At 65.0% G+C, this 17,684-nt stretch carries 17 protein-coding genes; 8 read left to right on the top strand and 9 right to left on the bottom strand.

What is annotated here, in order from left to right:
• Positions 1-20 precede the first annotated feature (20 nt).
• The gene (locus tag ACVWY6_RS01890; RefSeq protein ID WP_023961396.1) at positions 21-269 is read right to left on the bottom strand and encodes a hypothetical protein; all 249 of its coding nucleotides are present in this window, start codon (positions 267-269) and stop codon (positions 21-23) included.
• Positions 270-394: 125 nt separating this feature from the next.
• A complete protein-coding gene (locus ACVWY6_RS01895; RefSeq protein ID WP_051406664.1) occupies positions 395-646 on the bottom strand; it encodes a BldC family transcriptional regulator in 252 nt (83 codons plus the stop codon).
• A gap of 259 nt (positions 647-905) precedes the next feature.
• On the opposite strand from ACVWY6_RS01895, the gene ACVWY6_RS01900 reads away from it, so the two are divergent.
• From ACVWY6_RS01900 to ACVWY6_RS01930, 7 genes are all read left to right on the top strand, one after another.
• Positions 906-1,352 carry a DUF4229 domain-containing protein gene (locus ACVWY6_RS01900; RefSeq protein WP_457535860.1) on the top strand — a complete coding sequence of 149 codons (447 nt, stop codon included), beginning with the start codon at positions 906-908 and terminating at the stop codon, positions 1,350-1,352.
• A gap of 15 nt (positions 1,353-1,367) precedes the next feature.
• Complete coding sequence (gene cds1, locus ACVWY6_RS01905; RefSeq protein WP_457535861.1) at positions 1,368-2,510, top strand: L-cysteine desulfhydrase Cds1; 1,143 nt, start codon at positions 1,368-1,370, stop codon at positions 2,508-2,510.
• 61 nt (positions 2,511-2,571) lie between these two features.
• Positions 2,572-3,240, top strand: coding sequence for an ABC transporter ATP-binding protein (locus ACVWY6_RS01910; protein WP_023961404.1), 669 nt, complete (start codon positions 2,572-2,574; stop codon positions 3,238-3,240).
• Positions 3,237-5,777, top strand: a complete 2,541-nt coding sequence (locus ACVWY6_RS01915) for an FtsX-like permease family protein (protein ID WP_457535862.1) — start codon at positions 3,237-3,239, stop codon at positions 5,775-5,777. Before ACVWY6_RS01910 ends, ACVWY6_RS01915 begins: the two co-directional genes overlap by 4 nt.
• 178 nt (positions 5,778-5,955) lie before the next feature.
• Positions 5,956-6,801, top strand: coding sequence for a DUF559 domain-containing protein (locus tag ACVWY6_RS01920; protein ID WP_457535864.1), 846 nt, complete (start codon positions 5,956-5,958; stop codon positions 6,799-6,801).
• 125 nt (positions 6,802-6,926) lie between these two features.
• Complete coding sequence (locus ACVWY6_RS01925; RefSeq protein ID WP_023961410.1) at positions 6,927-7,142, top strand: hypothetical protein; 216 nt, start codon at positions 6,927-6,929, stop codon at positions 7,140-7,142.
• A 32-nt stretch (positions 7,143-7,174) separates the two neighbouring features.
• Positions 7,175-8,017: a Clp protease N-terminal domain-containing protein gene (locus ACVWY6_RS01930; RefSeq protein ID WP_457535865.1), complete on the top strand. Its 843-nt coding sequence runs from the start codon at positions 7,175-7,177 to the stop codon at positions 8,015-8,017.
• 83 nt (positions 8,018-8,100) lie between these two features.
• Here ACVWY6_RS01930 and ACVWY6_RS01935 read toward each other — a convergent pair whose 3' ends face one another.
• On the bottom strand, positions 8,101-8,970 hold the full coding sequence (locus ACVWY6_RS01935) for a 1,4-dihydroxy-2-naphthoate polyprenyltransferase (RefSeq protein ID WP_457535867.1): 870 nt from the start codon (positions 8,968-8,970) through the stop codon (positions 8,101-8,103).
• A gap of 123 nt (positions 8,971-9,093) precedes the next feature.
• Between ACVWY6_RS01935 and ACVWY6_RS01940 the strand changes: the two genes are divergently transcribed.
• The gene (locus ACVWY6_RS01940) at positions 9,094-12,318 is read left to right on the top strand and encodes a BTAD domain-containing putative transcriptional regulator (protein ID WP_457535868.1); all 3,225 of its coding nucleotides are present in this window, start codon (positions 9,094-9,096) and stop codon (positions 12,316-12,318) included.
• On the opposite strand, the gene ACVWY6_RS01945 is transcribed toward ACVWY6_RS01940, so the two are convergent.
• From ACVWY6_RS01945 to ACVWY6_RS01970, 6 genes are all read right to left on the bottom strand, one after another.
• Entirely contained in the window at positions 12,315-13,139 is an 825-nt protein-coding gene (locus tag ACVWY6_RS01945; protein ID WP_457535869.1) for an ABC transporter permease, read from the bottom strand. The genes ACVWY6_RS01940 and ACVWY6_RS01945 overlap by 4 nt on opposite strands.
• On the bottom strand, positions 13,136-14,119 hold the full coding sequence (locus ACVWY6_RS01950) for a daunorubicin resistance protein DrrA family ABC transporter ATP-binding protein (protein ID WP_023961802.1): 984 nt from the start codon (positions 14,117-14,119) through the stop codon (positions 13,136-13,138). The genes ACVWY6_RS01945 and ACVWY6_RS01950 overlap by 4 nt, the downstream gene beginning before the upstream one ends.
• A gap of 123 nt (positions 14,120-14,242) precedes the next feature.
• Positions 14,243-14,500, bottom strand: coding sequence for a response regulator transcription factor (locus ACVWY6_RS01955; protein WP_286131311.1), 258 nt, complete (start codon positions 14,498-14,500; stop codon positions 14,243-14,245).
• A 143-nt stretch (positions 14,501-14,643) separates the two neighbouring features.
• On the bottom strand, positions 14,644-15,735 hold the full coding sequence (locus ACVWY6_RS01960; RefSeq protein ID WP_457535871.1) for a hypothetical protein: 1,092 nt from the start codon (positions 15,733-15,735) through the stop codon (positions 14,644-14,646).
• Positions 15,717-16,952 carry a sensor histidine kinase gene (locus tag ACVWY6_RS01965; protein ID WP_457535873.1) on the bottom strand — a complete coding sequence of 412 codons (1,236 nt, stop codon included), beginning with the start codon at positions 16,950-16,952 and terminating at the stop codon, positions 15,717-15,719. The genes ACVWY6_RS01960 and ACVWY6_RS01965 overlap by 19 nt, the downstream gene beginning before the upstream one ends.
• Positions 16,919-17,587, bottom strand: a complete 669-nt coding sequence (locus ACVWY6_RS01970) for a DNA-binding response regulator (RefSeq protein WP_457535874.1) — start codon at positions 17,585-17,587, stop codon at positions 16,919-16,921. Before ACVWY6_RS01970 ends, ACVWY6_RS01965 begins: the two co-directional genes overlap by 34 nt.
• Positions 17,588-17,684 lie beyond the last annotated feature (97 nt).

The raw sequence follows: 17,684 nt of genomic DNA on the forward strand, positions 1-17,684 counted from the left end.
GTCAGTAGCCCAACCGGAGTTTATTGATCTGTGGCGCTGGGTTTGTCGTCACCATCGGCTTGAAATTTGGGATCTTTATTTCGGGCCTTGCGGTCGAGGTCGTTGAGGAACTCTGGATCATCGTCCGGACCGACCGGGCCGCGGCGAATCTGCCGACCCGGTGTGCGATCGCTCGAATGCCCCGGCATCGCGGGCGCGTCCGGGCCGAACGCGCGCCACGCCAGGTAAGTGAGTGCCAGCAAGCCGATGATGGCGAGTAGGTAGATCATGTCGGCACCTCCGAAATCAAAGCCGTGTCCTCCAGGCTACGGGAGGCGGGCTCGTGAGATGCCGGGCATTCAGGGCGATCCTGTGGTCTGGCGCGAGTTGCCCGCGGTTCGGCCTGAGTCGAATGTCAGCTGCCGGTGGCAGGGGTCCGGCGATTGAGCAGCGCGACCACGTCGGATTCCCGGAAACGGCGGTGACCGCCCGGGGTGCGGATGGCCCCCAGGAGGCCTGAACTGGCCCAACGCGCCACAGTCTTGGGATTGACGTTGAACATCGCGGCAACCTGGCCGGGGGTGAGAGTGTGCTGGCTCGCTGCCTGCGGGCTCAGCGCCGGCGGGGCGATACCTGCTGCAGATCCGTTGATACCCGAGTTCGGCATGTTTGCACCGTGGGGGCTTGCAAACGTCATTTGTGCTCCTATCGAGTCCGGCCTCACATCGGCCGCGCCGGTGACTCCTGACGGAGGTTTCGGCGGGTCGCGAAGAATCCTGCGGGTGTCGGTGGCCGCGACGATCCGCGAGTCACCGCGACCTCATGGTTACACCCGAAACCCCAGGTATTCGAACGGTCAGCTGTTGGTAAAGGGATCGCAAAGGCGCCCGTTTCGGGTCGGTGCGGAGAGAAGTAAGGTCTAGTTCGTGAGCGAACAAGCAGCCGGAGGCGGAACCGGACCTGACGGCGCAGGCGGATCCAAGAGCGACAAGCCGGGCGGCCGGCGTGCGCCGTCGGCCAAGAAGACGGCTCCGGCCGTGGAACCGAGCCCGGGGGCCGGTCGCCGTCTCGCGTTCGATCTGCTTGCCTTCACCGTCGCGCGGATCGCCCTGGTGATCGCGTTGGCAGGAGGCATCTACCTTCTCGGCCGCGCGGTGGGTGTGGACGTCCCCATCCTGGTTGCGGCGTTCTTCGCGGTGATCATCGCGCTGCCCCTGGGAATGGTCCTGTTCCGCGGACTGCGTGATCGCGTCAATGTCGGCATCGCGACCGTGGATGCCGGCCGCAAGGCTCAGCGCGAGAACCTCAACGCCAGGTTGCGCGGTGAGGGACGGCCGGAGTCCGATGGCGGCACCGGTTCGTCGAGTGTGTGACGAGACGGGAATGACATGACCTCAGCCGATGGTGCAGCACGCACGCACGACATCGACCGCAGGTCCGACCGCGGATGGGTCGACAATGCCGTGCGGCTGATCGAGGCCGACGCCACCCGCAGCGCCGACACCCACCTGCTGCGGTTCCCGCTCCCCGCGTGGTCGCGGTGGGAAGACGGCGCGGGCACGGCAGGGATCTCGCTGTATCTGAAAGACGAGAGCACCCACATCACGGGCTCGCTCAAGCACCGCCTTGCACGTTCGCTCTTCCTGTACGCGCTGTGCAACGGCTGGATCACCGAGGGCACCACGGTGATCGAGGCGTCGTCCGGGTCCACCGCCGTGTCGGAGGCGTACTTCGCTCAGCTGATCGGGGTGCCGTTCATCGCGGTGATGCCCAGGACCACGTCGCCGGCGAAGATCGCGCTGATCGAACGGCAGGGCGGCCGTTGCCATTTCGTGGATCGGTCCGACGAGGTCTACTCCGAGGCGCAGCGACTGGCCGACGAGACGAACGGGCACTTCATCGACCAGTTCACGATGGCCGAACGGGCCACCGACTGGCGGGGGAACAACAACATCGCCGAGTCGATCTTCAGTCAGCTGTCGCAGGAAGAACATCCGATCCCGACCTGGGTGGTGGTCGGGGCGGGAACCGGCGGAACCTCCGCCACGATCGGACGGTTCATCCGCTATCGCAGGCACCGCACCTGGCTGTGTGTGGTGGACCCCGAGAACTCGGCCTTCTATCCGGCCTACCGAGATGGCGCGGAACCGCCGGCGGGTGGTGCACGGTCGTCGCGTATCGAAGGGATCGGCCGTCCACGGGTGGAACCGTCGTTCATCTCGCAGGTGATCGACCGCATGGTGTCGGTACCGGACGCGGGAAGTATCGCGGCCGCGCGCCGGGCCAGCGACGTGCTGGGATGGAGAGTCGGTGGTTCCACTGGAACCAACCTGTGGGGCGCGCTGCGACTGGTCGCCGAGATGCGGGCGAACAAGCAGGCGGGCAGCGTGGTGACGCTGTTGTGTGATGGCGGTGATCGGTACTCGGGGACCTACTACAACGACGAATGGCTTGCAGGTAACGGACTGGACCTGGGCCGGGCAGAGGGGATTTTGGATGAGTTCTTCGCCTCCGGACAGTGGAGTGAGTGAGCAGGGTCCACAGCCCGAGCGAAGTGGGGGACACGGCGCGGTCGCCGAGCCGCCGAGGCTGATGGTCGAGGCGACCGACCTGGTGCGCGAGTACCAGATGGGCGAGCAGAAGGTGCGCGCTCTCGACGGGCTGAACCTCACCCTCGAAGGCCGTCGCTTCGTTTCCATCGTCGGCCCCTCCGGTGCGGGCAAGAGCACATTGCTGCACGTCCTGGGGGCGCTGGACGTACCCGACTCAGGAAAGATCGTGGTGGACGGTCTTGATCTCGCGGCCCTGTCCGAGGTTGAGCAGTCGGAGTTCCGGCGGCATCGGGTCGGCTTCATCTTCCAGTTCTTCAACCTGATCCCCACCATGTCGGCGTGGGAGAACGTCGCGCTGCCAAGGCTTCTCGATGGGCGGTCGCTGCGATCGGCGAAGGCCGAATCGATCGCGCTGCTGGACCGGGTCGGTCTGGGCGACAGGGCCAAGCATCGCCCGTCGGAGCTGTCGGGCGGGCAGATGCAACGCGTCGCCATCGCACGGTCGCTGATCATGAGCCCGCGAATCGTGCTGGCCGACGAACCGACCGGCAACCTCGACTCCCACACGGGCGAATCGATCCTCCAACTGCTGACCGAGGTGGCCCACGAAGGTGACGGGCGCCTGGTGGTGATGGTGACCCACGACAACAAGGCCGCGGCACACGCCGACCAGACGATCACGGTTCGCGACGGAAAGATCGAGGAGTGAGCCGTCTCCCGCTGGTGGGTTCGCTGCTCGCCGGGGCCACTCGTGTCCGGGTCGTCAATCTTCGTGAGCTGCTGGGGCACCGGCTGCGGGTGATCACCTCGCTGATGGTGATCGTCGTGGCCGCCACTCTGATGGTCGCGGTGCTCGGAACCTACGGTTCGTTGACCTCGTCGGTGCAGAAGCTCAGCGCCACCATCTCCGGTACCGCCGACCTCGAGGTCGCGGGCATCGTCGACTCCGGTGTCGACGACCAGCTGGCGGGGGAGATCCGCCGCGATGCCCCGGCGGCCAGAAGTGTTGTCCCACTGATTAACAGCTCGGTCTTCATCGACGGCAAGCGAACCACTGTGCTGGGCAGCGACAACAACATCACCGCGCTCAGCGGCGATCTGCGCGACGCCGTGCAGGGCGCCGCGACCAGCGAGGGCACCGATCTGACCACCTTGATGTCGGGTATCAGTGTCGGCAAGGGCACCGGACTGCAGAAGGGTCAGGCGGTGACGATCAACGGGGTGGACACCACCGTCACCATGGTGATCGACGCGCCCGAGGCCCAGACCATCAACGGTGGACGTTTCGTCTTCGCGTATCTGGGTCTGGCGCAACAGATCACCGACCACGAGGGGCGGGTGGACTCGATCCTCGTGACCAAGGAGCCGGGCGCCACGACGGACGAGCTACGTGATCAGCTCAAGGGAGTGGTCGACGGGCGCGCGGTGGTGGTCGATCCCGACTTCCGGGCAAAACAGGCCGAGACCGCGGCGTCGGTCACGCGCGATTCCACCCTGCTGGTCTCGCTGATCTCCTTGGTCATCGCCGGATTCCTGGTGTTCAACACGATGAACATGGCTGTGGCATCGCGTCGTTCGTCCATTGCGATGATCCGAGCGCTGGGCGGGAGGCGTGGACCACTTGTCGCCGACCTCATCGGAGAAGCCGCGCTGTTCGGGTTGGTCGGAGGCCTGATCGGTGTACCGATCGGGATCCTGGCGGGACGGTGGGCCATCGGCCAATTGCCCGACGTGCTGTCGTCGTACGGTGCGACCGTCGAGTTCTCGTTGCCCGGGTACGCGGCGCCCGCAGCTGTCGTGGCCTGTGTGCTCGCCTGTTGTGCGGCAAGTGTTCTGGCGGCGCGGTCGGTGTTCACGGTGTCGCCGATCGAAGCGATGTCGAGCAGCGTCGCGGCCGATCAGCAGTCGGGCCGCGGAATAGCCGCGAAGATCTGCGCGGTGCTGGGAGTGGTGCTCATCGTCGCCGGCTGGCTGATGTCCGACGAGATCCAGGGCCGGGCGGTGGTCACCGCCGGGATCGTCTTCTGTGTCGGAATGCTGTTGGTCTGTTACGCACTCACGCCGCCGCTGGTGGCGGCGGTGACCTGGCTGGCCGGGCGGTTCGGCGGGCCGGGCAAGCTCAGTGCGGTCAACACCGAACGCGCGCCGCGTCGCGCGTGGGCGACGTTGATGACGGTTGCGGTGGCGATCACCGTGGGGCTGTGCACCTCTGGCGTGATGAACAACCTGGTGTCGTCGATCACCGGGTCGCTCAGCGGGCTCGCCGACCCGGACTTCTATGTGTCGTCGCAGGAGAAGTCGTCCATTCCCGACGGTCCGGTCATCGATCCTGCAGTGGCCGGAGCGGTGGCTGCGGTGCCGGGCGTCGAGCGGGTGGTCCGCGGTCAGTGGGCCGCGGTCAATGTCGGTGAGTCACGAGTGTTGTTGCAGGGCTTGGAACCCGAGACGAGTGCACCATTCGTCCGCAAGGCTCGCCCGGAGGTCATCCAGGAGGTGCTGGCCGGACGTGGGATGGTCATGTCGCACACGTTGGCCCGGAACCTCGATGTCGACGCCGGGGACACGGTGGAGATCGCATCGCCGACGGGTTTCCACCGACTGCCGGTGCTGCAGCTCGTCGACTACGTCAGCATCAACTCCGGCACCGCGGCGATATCGTCGGACTTGTTGTCGCAGTGGTTCAACCGGCCCGGGGCGACGTTCTTGCAGGTCGATCTGGAGCCCGGGGCGGATCGGGAACAGATGCGTCCGCTGATCGAGGCGGCCGCCGACGGGGCCACGTCGATGCCCATGAACGTCTATACCGGCCAGGAAGGTCTGGACGCCACGAAGGCGTCCGTCGAACAGTCCGGAGCTTTTGCCATCGCGATCCAGTGGATCGTCGCGGTGGTGGCCGCGGTCGCGTTGCTGAACACCCTGCTGTTGTCGGTTATCGAGCGCAAACGTGAGCTCGGGGTGCTGCGCGCGATGGGTGCCTCACGGCGTTTCGTCCGCCGCATGGTGTTGGCCGAGGCGGCTGCGGTCGCGGCCGTGGGGTCGCTGCTGGGCGTGGTGATGGGAACCGCTCTGCACGTGGTGGGCAACAAGATCCTCACCGAGACCACCTCGGTCCAGGTGCAGTATTCGCCGCAGATCGTGATCGGCATCTACGTGGTGGTCGCGTTTGTGCTGTGTTTTGCCGGAGCCTTCTTCCCCGCCGCCCGCGCCGGCCGCATGAACATCAGCGAAGCCATCCTCACCGAGTAGCCCCTTCCGCCCCCCGCCCCCCGATGATGTGCCCTTTTGGCGAATAAAAGCCCAGGTCGCGGCCGCCAAAACAACACATCATCGGGGCTTCGGCCTGTGGATAACCGTCGCTCAGGGGTCATTTCGGTCATGGGCGTTGGACACACTCGCCCCCATGGGGGAACATCCGACAGGACCGATGAGGGTTGAGCAACTTCTCGGCATGATGTCGCGCTATCAGATGCGCGAGAACTACCAGCTGCTGTTTCGCGGGGTCTGGGTCAGAAACGACCACCACGTCGACTTCACGTCGTTGAGCTACGCAGCGGGGCTCGCCTACCCGGGGAACGCCCATGATCTGCCAGGAATCCTCTGTGGGTGGTCAGCGGCGGATCTGTGGGGCAACGCCTACCGGCCGATCGACGCACTTCCCGAAGTCATCGTCCCGACCAACGGCCGGCAGTTCAAGGGCCTCCGCGTGCGGCGCGTTCAACTGGAAGCCGATGAATACACCGCCGTCGAAGGTACCTTGGTGACCACTCTTGCGCGTACAGCAATCGATCTCGGCCGTTTCAACTCGCGGGAAGACGCGGTGGCGGCGCTCGATTCGATGACCCGTCGGCATCCAGGACTGATCGATGAAGTGCGGGTGGCGTTGAAGCGATGGGAGCGCCATTGGGGGATCGGCAAAGCGATTACAGCGTTGAAGCTGGTGGACCCGCTGTCGGAGTCGCCGTGGGAAACGCGCGTGAGACTGATCCTCGTCGACGAGGACCTACACGGGTTCGTTCTACAGCTCGCGGTGATGGGCGGTCGCTACCGCCTCGATGCCGCGTGGCCCCACCTGAAGGTTGCCGTCGAGTACGACGGCGAACACCACCGCACAGGTGAACAGCACGCGCACGACCTCGAGAGGTGGAATCGTCTGAGGGCTGCGGGATGGGTGGTGATGACCGTGTCCGCCAGGAACATCACAGCAAACCGCTCCGAGTTCGTCGCGCAACTCCGACGAGAACTGATCCTGCGTGGCTGGCGTACCCGATGATGTGCCCTTTTGGCGAGCAAAAGGCCAGGTGGTCGCCGCCAAAAGGGCACATCATCGGAGGATCGGGGGCGATTTGGTGTCAAGAAATGTTGACAACCGCGATTTGTCAGGATAACTTGACAATCGTGCAGGAGAACCAAGACGACATCACCACAGCAGTTGCAGATCGCGATCCGGCCAAAGGGCTGGCGGCGGTGCGAGCGCTGCGCACGTTGGCGGACCGGCTCGAAGACGTCCAGGTTGCCAACGCCCGACAACAAGGGTGGAGCTGGCAAGCGATTGCCGACGTACTCCAGGTGAGCCGCCAGGCTGTACACCAAAAACACTTTCGCGGCGAGTAAGAGTCAGCCGCTGCATCAGAGAGCGAGACAACATGCTTCACCAATTCACACGTGACAACAGGACAACCCTGGCTTTTGCGTATCAGGAGGCCGCCGACCTCGGGCACACCACACTCGGCAACGACCACCTCATCCTCGGGATGCTCTGCAATGCAAGGCTTTCCGCTTTCGGCATCCTTGGTGAGCAGGGCTTGACCCTGCCGCAGGCACGCGAGGTGGTCCGGGCCCATCATGAGGTCAACGCCGCCGATTCCGATCCCGACAAGGACCGGATCGACGAAGATCGCGATGCCCTTGCTGCCATCGGCATCGACCTCGACAAGGTTCGCGAAGCGGTCAAAGGCGCTTTCGGAGACGACATCACCGACAACTGGGGCAAACGCCGCGGAGGCCGGGGACGACCGGGTGGACCCGAACGTGCCGAGCGCTCAGAGCGCGGGCCGCACGGTCGTCGACACGGTGGACCCCGTGGCCGACGCGGTGAGGGCGGTCCGTGGGTGCGCCCCGACGTCGACGGCCCGTGGGTGCGACCGGACGGGGAAGGCCCCTTCATCGGGGAGCGCGGACCGTGGCGGGGAGGGCCCGGACACGGCGGCCCGGGTCATGACGGACCGGGTCATGAAGGACCAGGAGAGGGCGGCCGCGGCCGGCGCGGACCGCGTGGCCGCGCCCGCCGACCACAGTTCTCGAAAGACGCCAAGTCGGCGATCACCCATGCGGGCGTCATCGCCCGAGAGGCGAACCGCGACATCACGGCCGAGGACGTCCTGCTTGGCATTCTCGCGACCGGCGACGCCGCATCCACGGCGTTGATCGAGTCGACAACCACGGTCGAGGCCTTGCGGTCCGCACTGCAGTCGGCCAACGCCAAGTAGACAGTCCGGAATCGTGCCCTTTTGGCGGGGCCCACCAGGGGTTTTGCTCGCCAAAAGGGCACACTATCGGAGGCCCCAGGGGGTCAGGCGATCAGCAGGCCGGCCGCGGTGCCGAGGGACCAGAGGAGCATGGCCAACCCGGTCAGCGCGAGTGCGGGGATGAGTGCCGGACCTCCCGCGCCGGCCCGGACGGGTGCGTTGGCCTTGACGGCAAGCGGCGCGGCGACCAGTCCGAGCAACGCCCATGGGGTCGCGGCGATGAGCACCAGCGAGATCACCGACGGAATGACAACGAGGACGGTATGGAACACCCGCGTGCGTTTGTCGCCGAGACGAACCGCGAGGGTGTTCTTGCCCGACACCGTGTCGGTGGGGATGTCGCGGAGATTGTTGGCGACGAGAACGCCGCTCGAGTAACACCCGACCGCAATCGCGCAGAGAAGACCCACCCAGTCGACCGACTCGGCCTGCACGAACTGTGTACCGAGTACTGCGACCAGACCGAAGAACACGAACACCGCGACCTCACCGAAGCCGCTGTAGCCGTACGGGTTACGGCCGCCGGTGTAGTACCAGGCCGCTGCGATGCAGGCGAGACCGATCAGGACGAGCCACCACGCACTCGCGAGGGCCAGTGCCAGGCCGGCGACGCCCGCGAGCGCAAACGCCGCGATCGCCGCGGTCTTCACCGACTTCGGGCTCGCCGTTTTCGACCCCACGAGACGCATCGGGCCCACGCGGTCGTCGTCGGTGCCGCGAATGCCGTCGGAATAGTCGTTGGCGAAGTTCACCCCGATGATCAACGCCACCGACACCACGAGCGCGAGCGCGGCCTTCCACCAGATGATCTGGTCGAGCCAGCCGGCGGCTCCGGTGCCGGCGATCACCGGTGCGATTGCGTTCGGGAAGGTGCGGGGTCTGGCTCCTTCGAACCATTGCGCTGCGGTAGCCATGAGAGCATCCTTGCGCACGGGCTCGACCCCGGTGTCCGCCGGACCCACTAGTGTGTAAGAAGCGACCCCGACCTGCAGGTTTGCCGTCGATCTGTTCATCATCAGCGAGGAAATGTGCCGTTAGTGACAGTAGCGCCGATCATCGGACTGCTGGGACCGGTGGCTGTTGCGGACGAAAACGGACAAATGCGACCGGTGCAGGGCCTTCGCGCCCGGCGGTTGCTGGCGGTGCTCGCGCTGATGCCCGGTACCCACCGATCGCAGTCAGCACTGATCGACGGGGTGTGGGGTGACGACCTGCCTCGGTCGCCGCAGTCGGCACTCCACACACAGATCTCCAGGCTTCGACCACAGCTTCCCGACGGCGCCATCGAGGTCGGGCCAAGGGGTTATCGACTCACGCTCTCGGCCGATGCAATCGATGTGTTTGTCGCGAGATCTCTCGTCGCCGAGGGGTCTACCCAGGCGCTCGACACCGCGGCGGCACTGTGGCGCGGGGATCCGGGCGAAGACCTCGGCGACGATGACCTGGCCCGCACCCTCCGCCAGATCGCTGACCGCGTCCACGACGACATCGTTGCCCATCGATCACGTAAAGCTCTGGAAGACGGCGACTTCGAGCTGGCGCGCTCGCTCGCCCAGCAACGATGCGACGCCGATCCACTCGATGAGTCCGCCCACACCACCGTGATCCGAGCACTGGCGGCTCTGGGCCGCGATGCGGAGGCTCTCGCCGTGTTCGCCCGCATCCGGCGCTCGCTGTCCGCCGAATTGGGCGCCGACCCGGGGCCGGAACTCGCTGCGTTGCATCAGCAACTGGTGAGCCGACAGGGAACCACCCCGTCGCCCGCACGTCGCGCGGCACCCGTCAGAGCGGTGGGCTTGTCGGCCGAACCGAACGAGTTGTTCGGCCGCGCTGCCGATGTCGCGAGAATCTGCCGGCTGTTCGACACCTCGCGCATGGTCACCGTGCAGGGACCTGGAGGCGCAGGAAAGACCCGTATTGCTAACAAGATCGGACACATCGTCGCCGGCGACGGCGCCCGTGTCTTCTTCGTCGAATTGGCGTCTGTCCGCGGTGACGACGACGTGCTGGCCGCGGTGGCGGGCACTCTCGGAGTCGGCGAATCCGACGTTGGTCCAGGCGGTCGGCCGAGGTTGGCGTACTCAGACCTGCGTGCGCGACTCGCCGACGCCCTGACCGCGGACACCCTGGTCATCCTCGACAACTGCGAGCACGTCATCGACGCCGCTGCGCGCATCGCGAGCGAGTTGATCGCGGCGGCAGACGGGGTGCGGATCCTGGCGACCAGCAGATCGCCGTTGCGGGTCAGTAGTGAGGTCGTCCATCAGCTGCCGACCCTCGATGTCGCCGAGAAGGGCTCGGCCGCAACGCATCTCTTCGTCGCCCGCGCACATGCGATCCGGCCGGATGTGGCGATCGACTCCGGTGAGGTCGCGGCGCTCTGCCGTGCGCTTGACGGTCTGCCGCTGGCGATCGAACTGGCCGCCGCCAGGGTCAGGACGATGACCGTCGGCGAGATCTCCCAAAGATTGACCGATCGTTTTGCACTATTGAGTTCGGGCAGCCGCTCTTCGCCACTGCGACATCGCACCTTGCATGCGGTGATCGAGTGGAGCTGGGAACTGCTCGACCACGCGGCGCAGGTCGCTCTGCGTCGGCTGTGCCGGTTCCCCGGTGGTTTCTCGCGGGAAGCGGCCGCGGAACTGGTGGGAGCAGGCGGTTTCGAGCTCGACAATGTCCTCGATGCGCTTGTCGACCAGTCCCTGCTGCACGTGGTCGAGAACGGTGGCGTTCGTTACCGCATGCTGGAGACCGTCCGGGAGTTCGGCGAAGAACAGATTACCGCGGCCGGCGAAGAGGCGCAGGTCAATTTGGCAATCGCTCGATGGGCCCGGAAGTTCTCCGAAGACGTCCGCGAGCCGTTCGAGAACGGACGGCAACCGGTGGCGTTGAAAGCGATCGCTGCTGAGGCCGACAATCTGGTGTGGGTGCTGCGTCGCTGCATGGAGCCCGACCCGCTTCATCGCCCCGACGAGGCGGAATTGACTCTTGTGACCTGCTTCCCAGTGCTCGCCGGCTACTGGGCCATCCGTGGTCTGCACGCCGAGGTGATGATGTGGGGGCCGCGTGTGGTCGCGGCCTTGCCCGCCGAGACACCTGCCGCGATCGCGGCGATGTCCGACGTCGAGCGCGAGAACCGCCAGGCAACCTACATTCTTGCGGCAGCGCACCTGCTGATGTCCCGACATCTGCGGTCGCTTGCCGTTGCACGGACTCGGCTTCGGAGACTTCTCGAACCTCAGTTGGCCAACCATCGTCCGATGGACTTCGCATCCGCGATCGCAACTGCCAACCACCCGCTTTCGGCGCTGCGGCTGTTGATCACTGCCCGGGACAGTCCCAACCCTCGTGTGCAGACGCTGGCGGCGGTGCTGCGGGTGAACGTCCGGGAGAACGTCGGAGACCGCGAGGGAGCCATGCGTGACGCCGTCGAGAATCTGGCACTCACCGAGGAGCGGAACGACCAGTGGATGGCGGCCGCGTCCAGGATGGAGATGGGAAGTCTCTACGGTCAGATCGGTGATTTCGACTCGGCGCTCGAAAACTATTTCGAGGCAATTCATCTGCTGAACCAGATCGGGTCTGAGCAGGACAGTATGCAGGCGCGAGGGTATGTGGTTGCCGCCCTGATCGGATCTGGCCGAATCGACCAAGCGCGGGCGGAGTTCGCAGACCTCTCCGACGGCTGGCAGCCGAGTGACCCTGACCCGCAACTGCATCCGGAGGTCTCTGCCGGCATCCTCATCGCCGCGGCCGAGCTCGAGGTCTACGACCACAGGACCGCCTCGGCGGCGGGCCTGTACGAGCGCGCGGTCCGGCTGTTGTTGAGTGAACATCCCATGCCGGCGCAGGATCCACTTGTTGCCATGATCATCAGCACGGCGGTGTGCGGTATGGCGGTCAACGGCTCCGTCGACCGCGCCACGCCATATCTTGCCGATCTCGCGGAGATCGTCGACCACATGGTGGGGCCCGGTGGAATGGGTGACCTTCCGCAAATGGGTTCGGTCGCACTGGGGTACGGGGTGTTGACGTGCTTGCGCAAGCCCGGTTCACCAGACGGGGTGAGGCTGTTGCACTTGGCCGAGCGGCTGGGTGGTCGCCGCGATTTCCCCACACTCGCGTCAGCGATGGACCGTCGATTCGAGATGTCCGGCGCCAGCAGCGAGGAATGGCGCACAGGCGAGGAGCGGGTTGCCACGATGTCCCGCAGGCAAGCCGTGCGGGACATCGTGGACATCATCGGAAGGCTCAACGTCTAGGCGTTGCGCATGTACGACTTCACCGTGAGTGGAGCCATGATCGCGATGATGATGGCGGCACCCACGAGCGACCAGACGACGTGCATACCGATATGGCCGTTGTTGGTCAGCTCGCGGACCGCGCTCACCAGATGCGAGATGGGGTTGATGTTGACAAACGACTGCATCCAGCCAGGCATGGTCTCCGGTTGCACAAAAGCGTTGGACATGAAGGTCAGCGGGAACAGGATGAGCATCGAGATGCCCTGTACTGCTGAGGCTTTCTTCATGATGGTGCCCATGAAGGCGAAGATCCACGACACCGCGAAGCTGCAGGTGATGACCAGCAGGGTCGCGCCGAGGACTCCCAGGGCGTCTGGTCGCCAGCCCATCGCGATGCCCACCACAAACGTGATCACAGTTGCGATGAGGTAACGGACGACGTCGGCGAGAAGTGCACCCGCCAATGGGCTTATCCGAGCGATCGGGAGCGATCTGAATCGGTCGAAGACACCCTTGTCCATGTCTTCACGCAACTGGGTACCGGTCACGATGCTGGTGACGATCACCGTCTGCACCAGGATGCCGGGAATGATGATCGGCAGGTAGTCGTGCACGCTGCCGGCGAGGGCGCCACCGAAGATGTAGGTGAACATCAGGGTGAAGATGATCGGTTGCAGCACAACGTCGAACAGCTGCTCCGGGTTGTGACGGATCTTGAGCAGACCGCGGTAGCCCATCGTGAACGACTGTCGGACAGCGTCGGCGACACTCACCGACCTGACTGGGACGGTGGTGTTGGTGGGTGCGGTGGTGATGGGTTTGTCGATGAGTGTGGTCATGCGGCTTGCTCCTCGGAAGTGGGGTCGGCGGGTTTGCCGGTGATGGTGAGGAAGACCTCGTCGAGACTCGGCTTCTGGACGTTCAGCCCTTCGATCGCAATGCCCTCCTCGCGCAACGCGATGAGGACGTCGGGCAGTAGATCCGGGCGGTCCATGGGGGCGGTGATACGTCCGGCTTCGGCGCTGAGCGTGGCCGGTTCGGAGAGGATCCGTTCGATGAGTGCCGCTGCGGCCGGCGCCATCGCCTTGTCGGCGGGGGTCAGTTGGAGGGTGGACGACCCGACCGAGCTCTTCAGCTCGTCCGCTGTGCCGTCGGCGATCACCCGTCCGTGATCGATCACAGCGATGCGGTCGGCGAGTTGGTCGGCCTCGTCGAGGTATTGGGTGGTGAGCAGCACTGTGCTGCCACCGGCGACGAGACGCCGAATGGTGTCCCACATCTGCGCGCGGGTCCGCGGGTCGAGACCGGTGGTCGGTTCGTCAAGGAAGAGCAATGGGGGAGTGGCTATCAGGCTTGCGGCGAGGTCGAGTCGCCGACGCATTCCGCCCGAGAACTGTTTGAGTGGTCGCTTGGCGGCGTCGGTCAGTCCGAACTCCTCGAGCAGGTCATGGGCCCGCTGCCGCGACGCCCGGCGGCTGTTGCCGAGCAGGCGACCGAAGACGATGAGGTTCTCGGTGGCGGAAAGGTCTTCGTCGACCGACGCGTACTGGCCGGTGACACCGACGAGCGAGCGTACGGCGACCGAGTCGGCGGTCACGTCGTACCCGAAAATCTTCGCCTGACCCTCGTCAGGCTTGAGGAGGGTGGCGAGCATGCGCACGGTGGTGGTCTTACCTGCGCCGTTGGGGCCGAGGACTCCGTAGACCGATCCGGTGGGAACCACCAGATCGACGCCATCGACGGCCTTGGTGGAACCGAAGTGTTTGACCAATCCGCGGGCCTCGATGGCCGGCGCATCGGTGTGCAGTGGTGTGTTCATTGAACAGACTCTGCGCCGACGCGCTGTCGTGGCGCTTACACCGGCTGTCGTGGGCTGCCAGGTGCTGTCATGGGTTCACCACGGCGGCAAGACAGTCAGGTCTCCGCGTGAGACCGAGACCGTTCACAACTCAGCGAGATCGATGTGCCCGTCTTGCAATGCGCGGGCCAGCAATGCCGCTTTTGTGTTCGCCGGACGACCCACCGACGCGTATTTCAGCCTGATCCGATTCACGTGCGTGCTCACCGTGGCTGGGGTGATGAACAGCGCTTTGGCCACTTCTGCTTTTGAATCGCGCATGACCCATTCGCGCAGTATCTCTATTTCGCGAGCGGTCAGTGGTGGGGCTGGAAGGGGTTTTGATCCGTTCGACGGCAACACCAATGCAGAGCTACTCCTCGGGCAGGCCACAGGCCGGAACTTGGGTCCCCCGACCCATCAGGAGAACGTATCGCGGGTGGCGACAACTCGACAGATGTATCTTTTGGTGTCACTAAAACTGGCCTCATCGTGAGCTATGCAAACTATTCGTCTTCGATATCGGCTTTCGAATACTTCACGATGTGATTGCCTTTTGACATCTTGCCTGATCTGTCAAGGTCTATGCGGCGGGTTCCGGAAACTCCACTGCGATAAATGGACAGGACGGTCGACCGGCCGGGTGGCAGCACGCGAATGCGTACGTCGCCGTCGCCCGCCTCGGACAGAGCATTGGTGACCACGGTGCTGGCACGGTCGCGGACCGTTGCGTCCGCGTCGTCGAGACCTCCGTCGTCGATCATCAACACCTCGACGCCCCGGCCGCGAGCCGCGCGTGCGGCCGCAGCCGTGGACGGGGTCACCAGTGCTTGCGCGCGAAGCTGATCGCGCAGATGAGCTTCGAGCAGTTCGCACGATTGCCGCTCCTGATCCGACAGGGGCGTGCCCGTGGCGATTCGTTCGAGCAGTGGGCGAGCGAGTTCGTCGAGTTCGCGTAGCCGGAGGTTGCGCTCGAACTGGGCCGCCGCAACGGCAGATGCCTCGGCCGCGCGCGACATCGACTGCTGTCGCAGCGTGAAGATCGAACGGATCGTCGGGCGGACGGCCATTGCGAGTACGGTCGCGACCGCAACTGCGCCCGAGTTGTAGATCGGTGTGGTGGCTCCGGTCCACCAGCCCTGATCGGTGAGCGCCGCCCAGGCGCCGTAGACCCCGACCGTCACGGCGATACTCGACCACGCGTATCGCGCGCGCCCTCGCAGACACATGAACACATAGATGATCGACGAATAGCCGGACACCCATATCTGATTCGATGTCTCCAAAGGCACCGGTACCGCTGACAGCAGAAACGCCGCAGCCACAGGCGATGACAACGCCAGGACGAGTGCCGCAGTACGGAGCAGAGGGTCGTGCGGCAACATCACAACCGCGATGGTCGCGGCGGCCATGATGAGCACGGCGACCACCTCGGGCCACATCGGTGACACGCCGGTGGTGTTCTGCAGCGCACAGAAGGCCATCGCCAGCACCACCGCACCCGTCAGCCCCCGCGCTAGGCGGGTGTGCAGGCCCAGCACCTCGCGGATGTCGGTGGGACCGGTCGGTGTCGCCAGTGTCATTGCGGCCGTCGCCATGTCAAGTCGATCCGAGTGCCCTCGCCCGGGCGTGACGCGATTTCGGCTGAGCCACCGGGCAATTGCTTCATTCGTCCTCGAACGCTGACGGCGAGGCCGAGACGGTGGCCTGGAACCGTTGCAGTGTCGAACCCGACGCCGTTGTCGCCGACCGTCACCCGGAGAAGATTGTCGCCGGCCCTCACCTGCACCGACCGGCGGACGCCCGGCCCGGCGTGTTGAACGCTGTTGCGGAGCGCCTCGGCGAGTGCCGCGGACATCGTCCGAACGACGGCGCCCGGGTAGCGGGTGGTCGGATCAGCGGTTCCGTTGAAGCTGACCAATCGAATCGAGTCGTCCACTTCGCCGGTGGCACTGCGCAACTGACTGATGGCAGCGTCGACATCGAACTCGGCTTGTTGCCGCACCCCGGACTCGAGGACCTCGAGTTTGGTGAGTGTGTCGGTGGCCTGTTCGACCAGTGCCGGTGACATGTCGTGGCGGGCGGCGGCCAGCAATGTGGCCATCACGCCGTCGTGGGTGAGCGCGTCGAACCTCGAACGCTCATGTGCGCGAGCTACGGCCGCGGCGGCTTCGGCAGCAGCAGAAGCCGATTGGTGCCTGGTGGTGTCGAGGATGCGTCCGGATCGAATCGCAGCCACTCCCATCGCGTACGGCATCGCCGTGAGGCAAAAACTCCAGGCGATCTCGGCAGCGATCGGATTGCTGTGGTCCGCCACGCGGACCACCTCGTTGACGAATTGCACCGAGACCAGGACGAATAACCAGTAGGGCAGCGACCACCGGACGCGCCACGTCAGCGCAGCGCTGAAGGCGACCACCCCGTTGAACTGGGTGAACCACATCCCTTGCGCCACATCGAGTTGCACACCGTTCCACACCAGGGGCCACGTGACGATGGTCAATCCGTAACCGATCACCACCGCACTCGAGGCCGCCCGTACGGCACGAATACCTGGCCGGAACGAAAGGATGATCATCGCGATCGCCGACCCGTATACCGAGAGCAGCGCGGCCACCGTCCACCACATCGGGACCACGTCAAGCGATCTCGTGATGACGCTGCTCAGCCCGATGAAGCTGAGGCAGTATCCGATTCCGAGATAGCGGCAGAACTGCCGGATGATCTTGTCCGCGGCCGATACGCCGCCTTCCGGATCAAAACCGGTCGCCGGGGTGCTGTTCAGCGCCGGAAGAGTCGCGGTATCGGAAGCCAACCGTCCTCCAATGCGCGTTTGTAGAGGTCGGTCTTGGTCGGTGCCGGACGGCCGGCGTCGGCGTACTTGCGGCGGATCCTGGACAAGTACACATTGACGGTCTCGGTGGACAGGCCGGTGAGCGATGCAACGCGATTGGCGGGCTCACCGGACGCATAGAGTTCCAGCACCTGCCGCTGGCGCGGGCTGAGATTCACCTCGGACAGCGCCGGGTCGGCGTCGATCGCCGAAGCCCAGTCCATCGTCGCGACGGTGTTCCCGTCGGCTGCAGATCGGACGGCCTCCACTAGTTCGGTGTTGCGCACCGATTTGCGCACCACACCGAGAACGCCGGCAGCGGTGGCGGCGCGAACGAGGTCGGGGTAGTCCGCTGTGGTGAAGACCAGCACCTTGATGCCGGCAGCGTGCAATTGTTCGACGTTGGATTTCGGCGTGGAACCGTCTTCCAGTCGCAGGTCCAAGATCACCAGATCAAGGTCTTTGGTGATGGCGAGGAGCCCGTCCACGGTGCTCGCCCCCGCGGCGAAGGTCATACCGTCTGAACTATTGATGATGGCGGCAAGGCCCGTGAGCTGGGACTCGAAGTCCTCCACCACGCCGATCTTCCGTTCACGGTCACCACTCTGCTCATTCATCGCACTGCTGTTTTAGCCGGTTCCCCCGATTCATATAGTTAGTTTCACCCAACCAGTAGGGATCGGGTGACAAAGAACACGAATCGTGATGCGTTCG

The sequence above is a fragment of the Williamsia sp. R60 genome, assembly GCF_054063855.1.

Bases quoted from the DNA above. Each gene is read 5' to 3' on its own strand.
- ACVWY6_RS01910 (WP_023961404.1), top strand. From the start codon at position 2,572: ATGGTCGAGGCGACCGACCTGGTGCGCGAGTACCAGATGGGCGAGCAG.
- ACVWY6_RS01895 (WP_051406664.1), bottom strand. From the start codon at position 646: ATGCCGAACTCGGGTATCAACGGATCTGCAGCAGGTATCGCCCCGCCG.
- ACVWY6_RS01950 (WP_023961802.1), bottom strand. From the start codon at position 14,119: ATGAACACACCACTGCACACCGATGCGCCGGCCATCGAGGCCCGCGGA.
- ACVWY6_RS01890 (WP_023961396.1), bottom strand. From the start codon at position 269: ATGATCTACCTACTCGCCATCATCGGCTTGCTGGCACTCACTTACCTG.
- ACVWY6_RS01930 (WP_457535865.1), top strand. From the start codon at position 7,175: ATGCTTCACCAATTCACACGTGACAACAGGACAACCCTGGCTTTTGCG.
- ACVWY6_RS01970 (WP_457535874.1), bottom strand. From the start codon at position 17,587: ATGAATGAGCAGAGTGGTGACCGTGAACGGAAGATCGGCGTGGTGGAG.
- ACVWY6_RS01935 (WP_457535867.1), bottom strand. From the start codon at position 8,970: ATGGCTACCGCAGCGCAATGGTTCGAAGGAGCCAGACCCCGCACCTTC.
- cds1 (WP_457535861.1), top strand. From the start codon at position 1,368: ATGACCTCAGCCGATGGTGCAGCACGCACGCACGACATCGACCGCAGG.
- ACVWY6_RS01920 (WP_457535864.1), top strand. From the start codon at position 5,956: ATGAGGGTTGAGCAACTTCTCGGCATGATGTCGCGCTATCAGATGCGC.
- ACVWY6_RS01960 (WP_457535871.1), bottom strand. From the start codon at position 15,735: ATGGCGACGGCCGCAATGACACTGGCGACACCGACCGGTCCCACCGAC.
- ACVWY6_RS01945 (WP_457535869.1), bottom strand. From the start codon at position 13,139: ATGACCACACTCATCGACAAACCCATCACCACCGCACCCACCAACACC.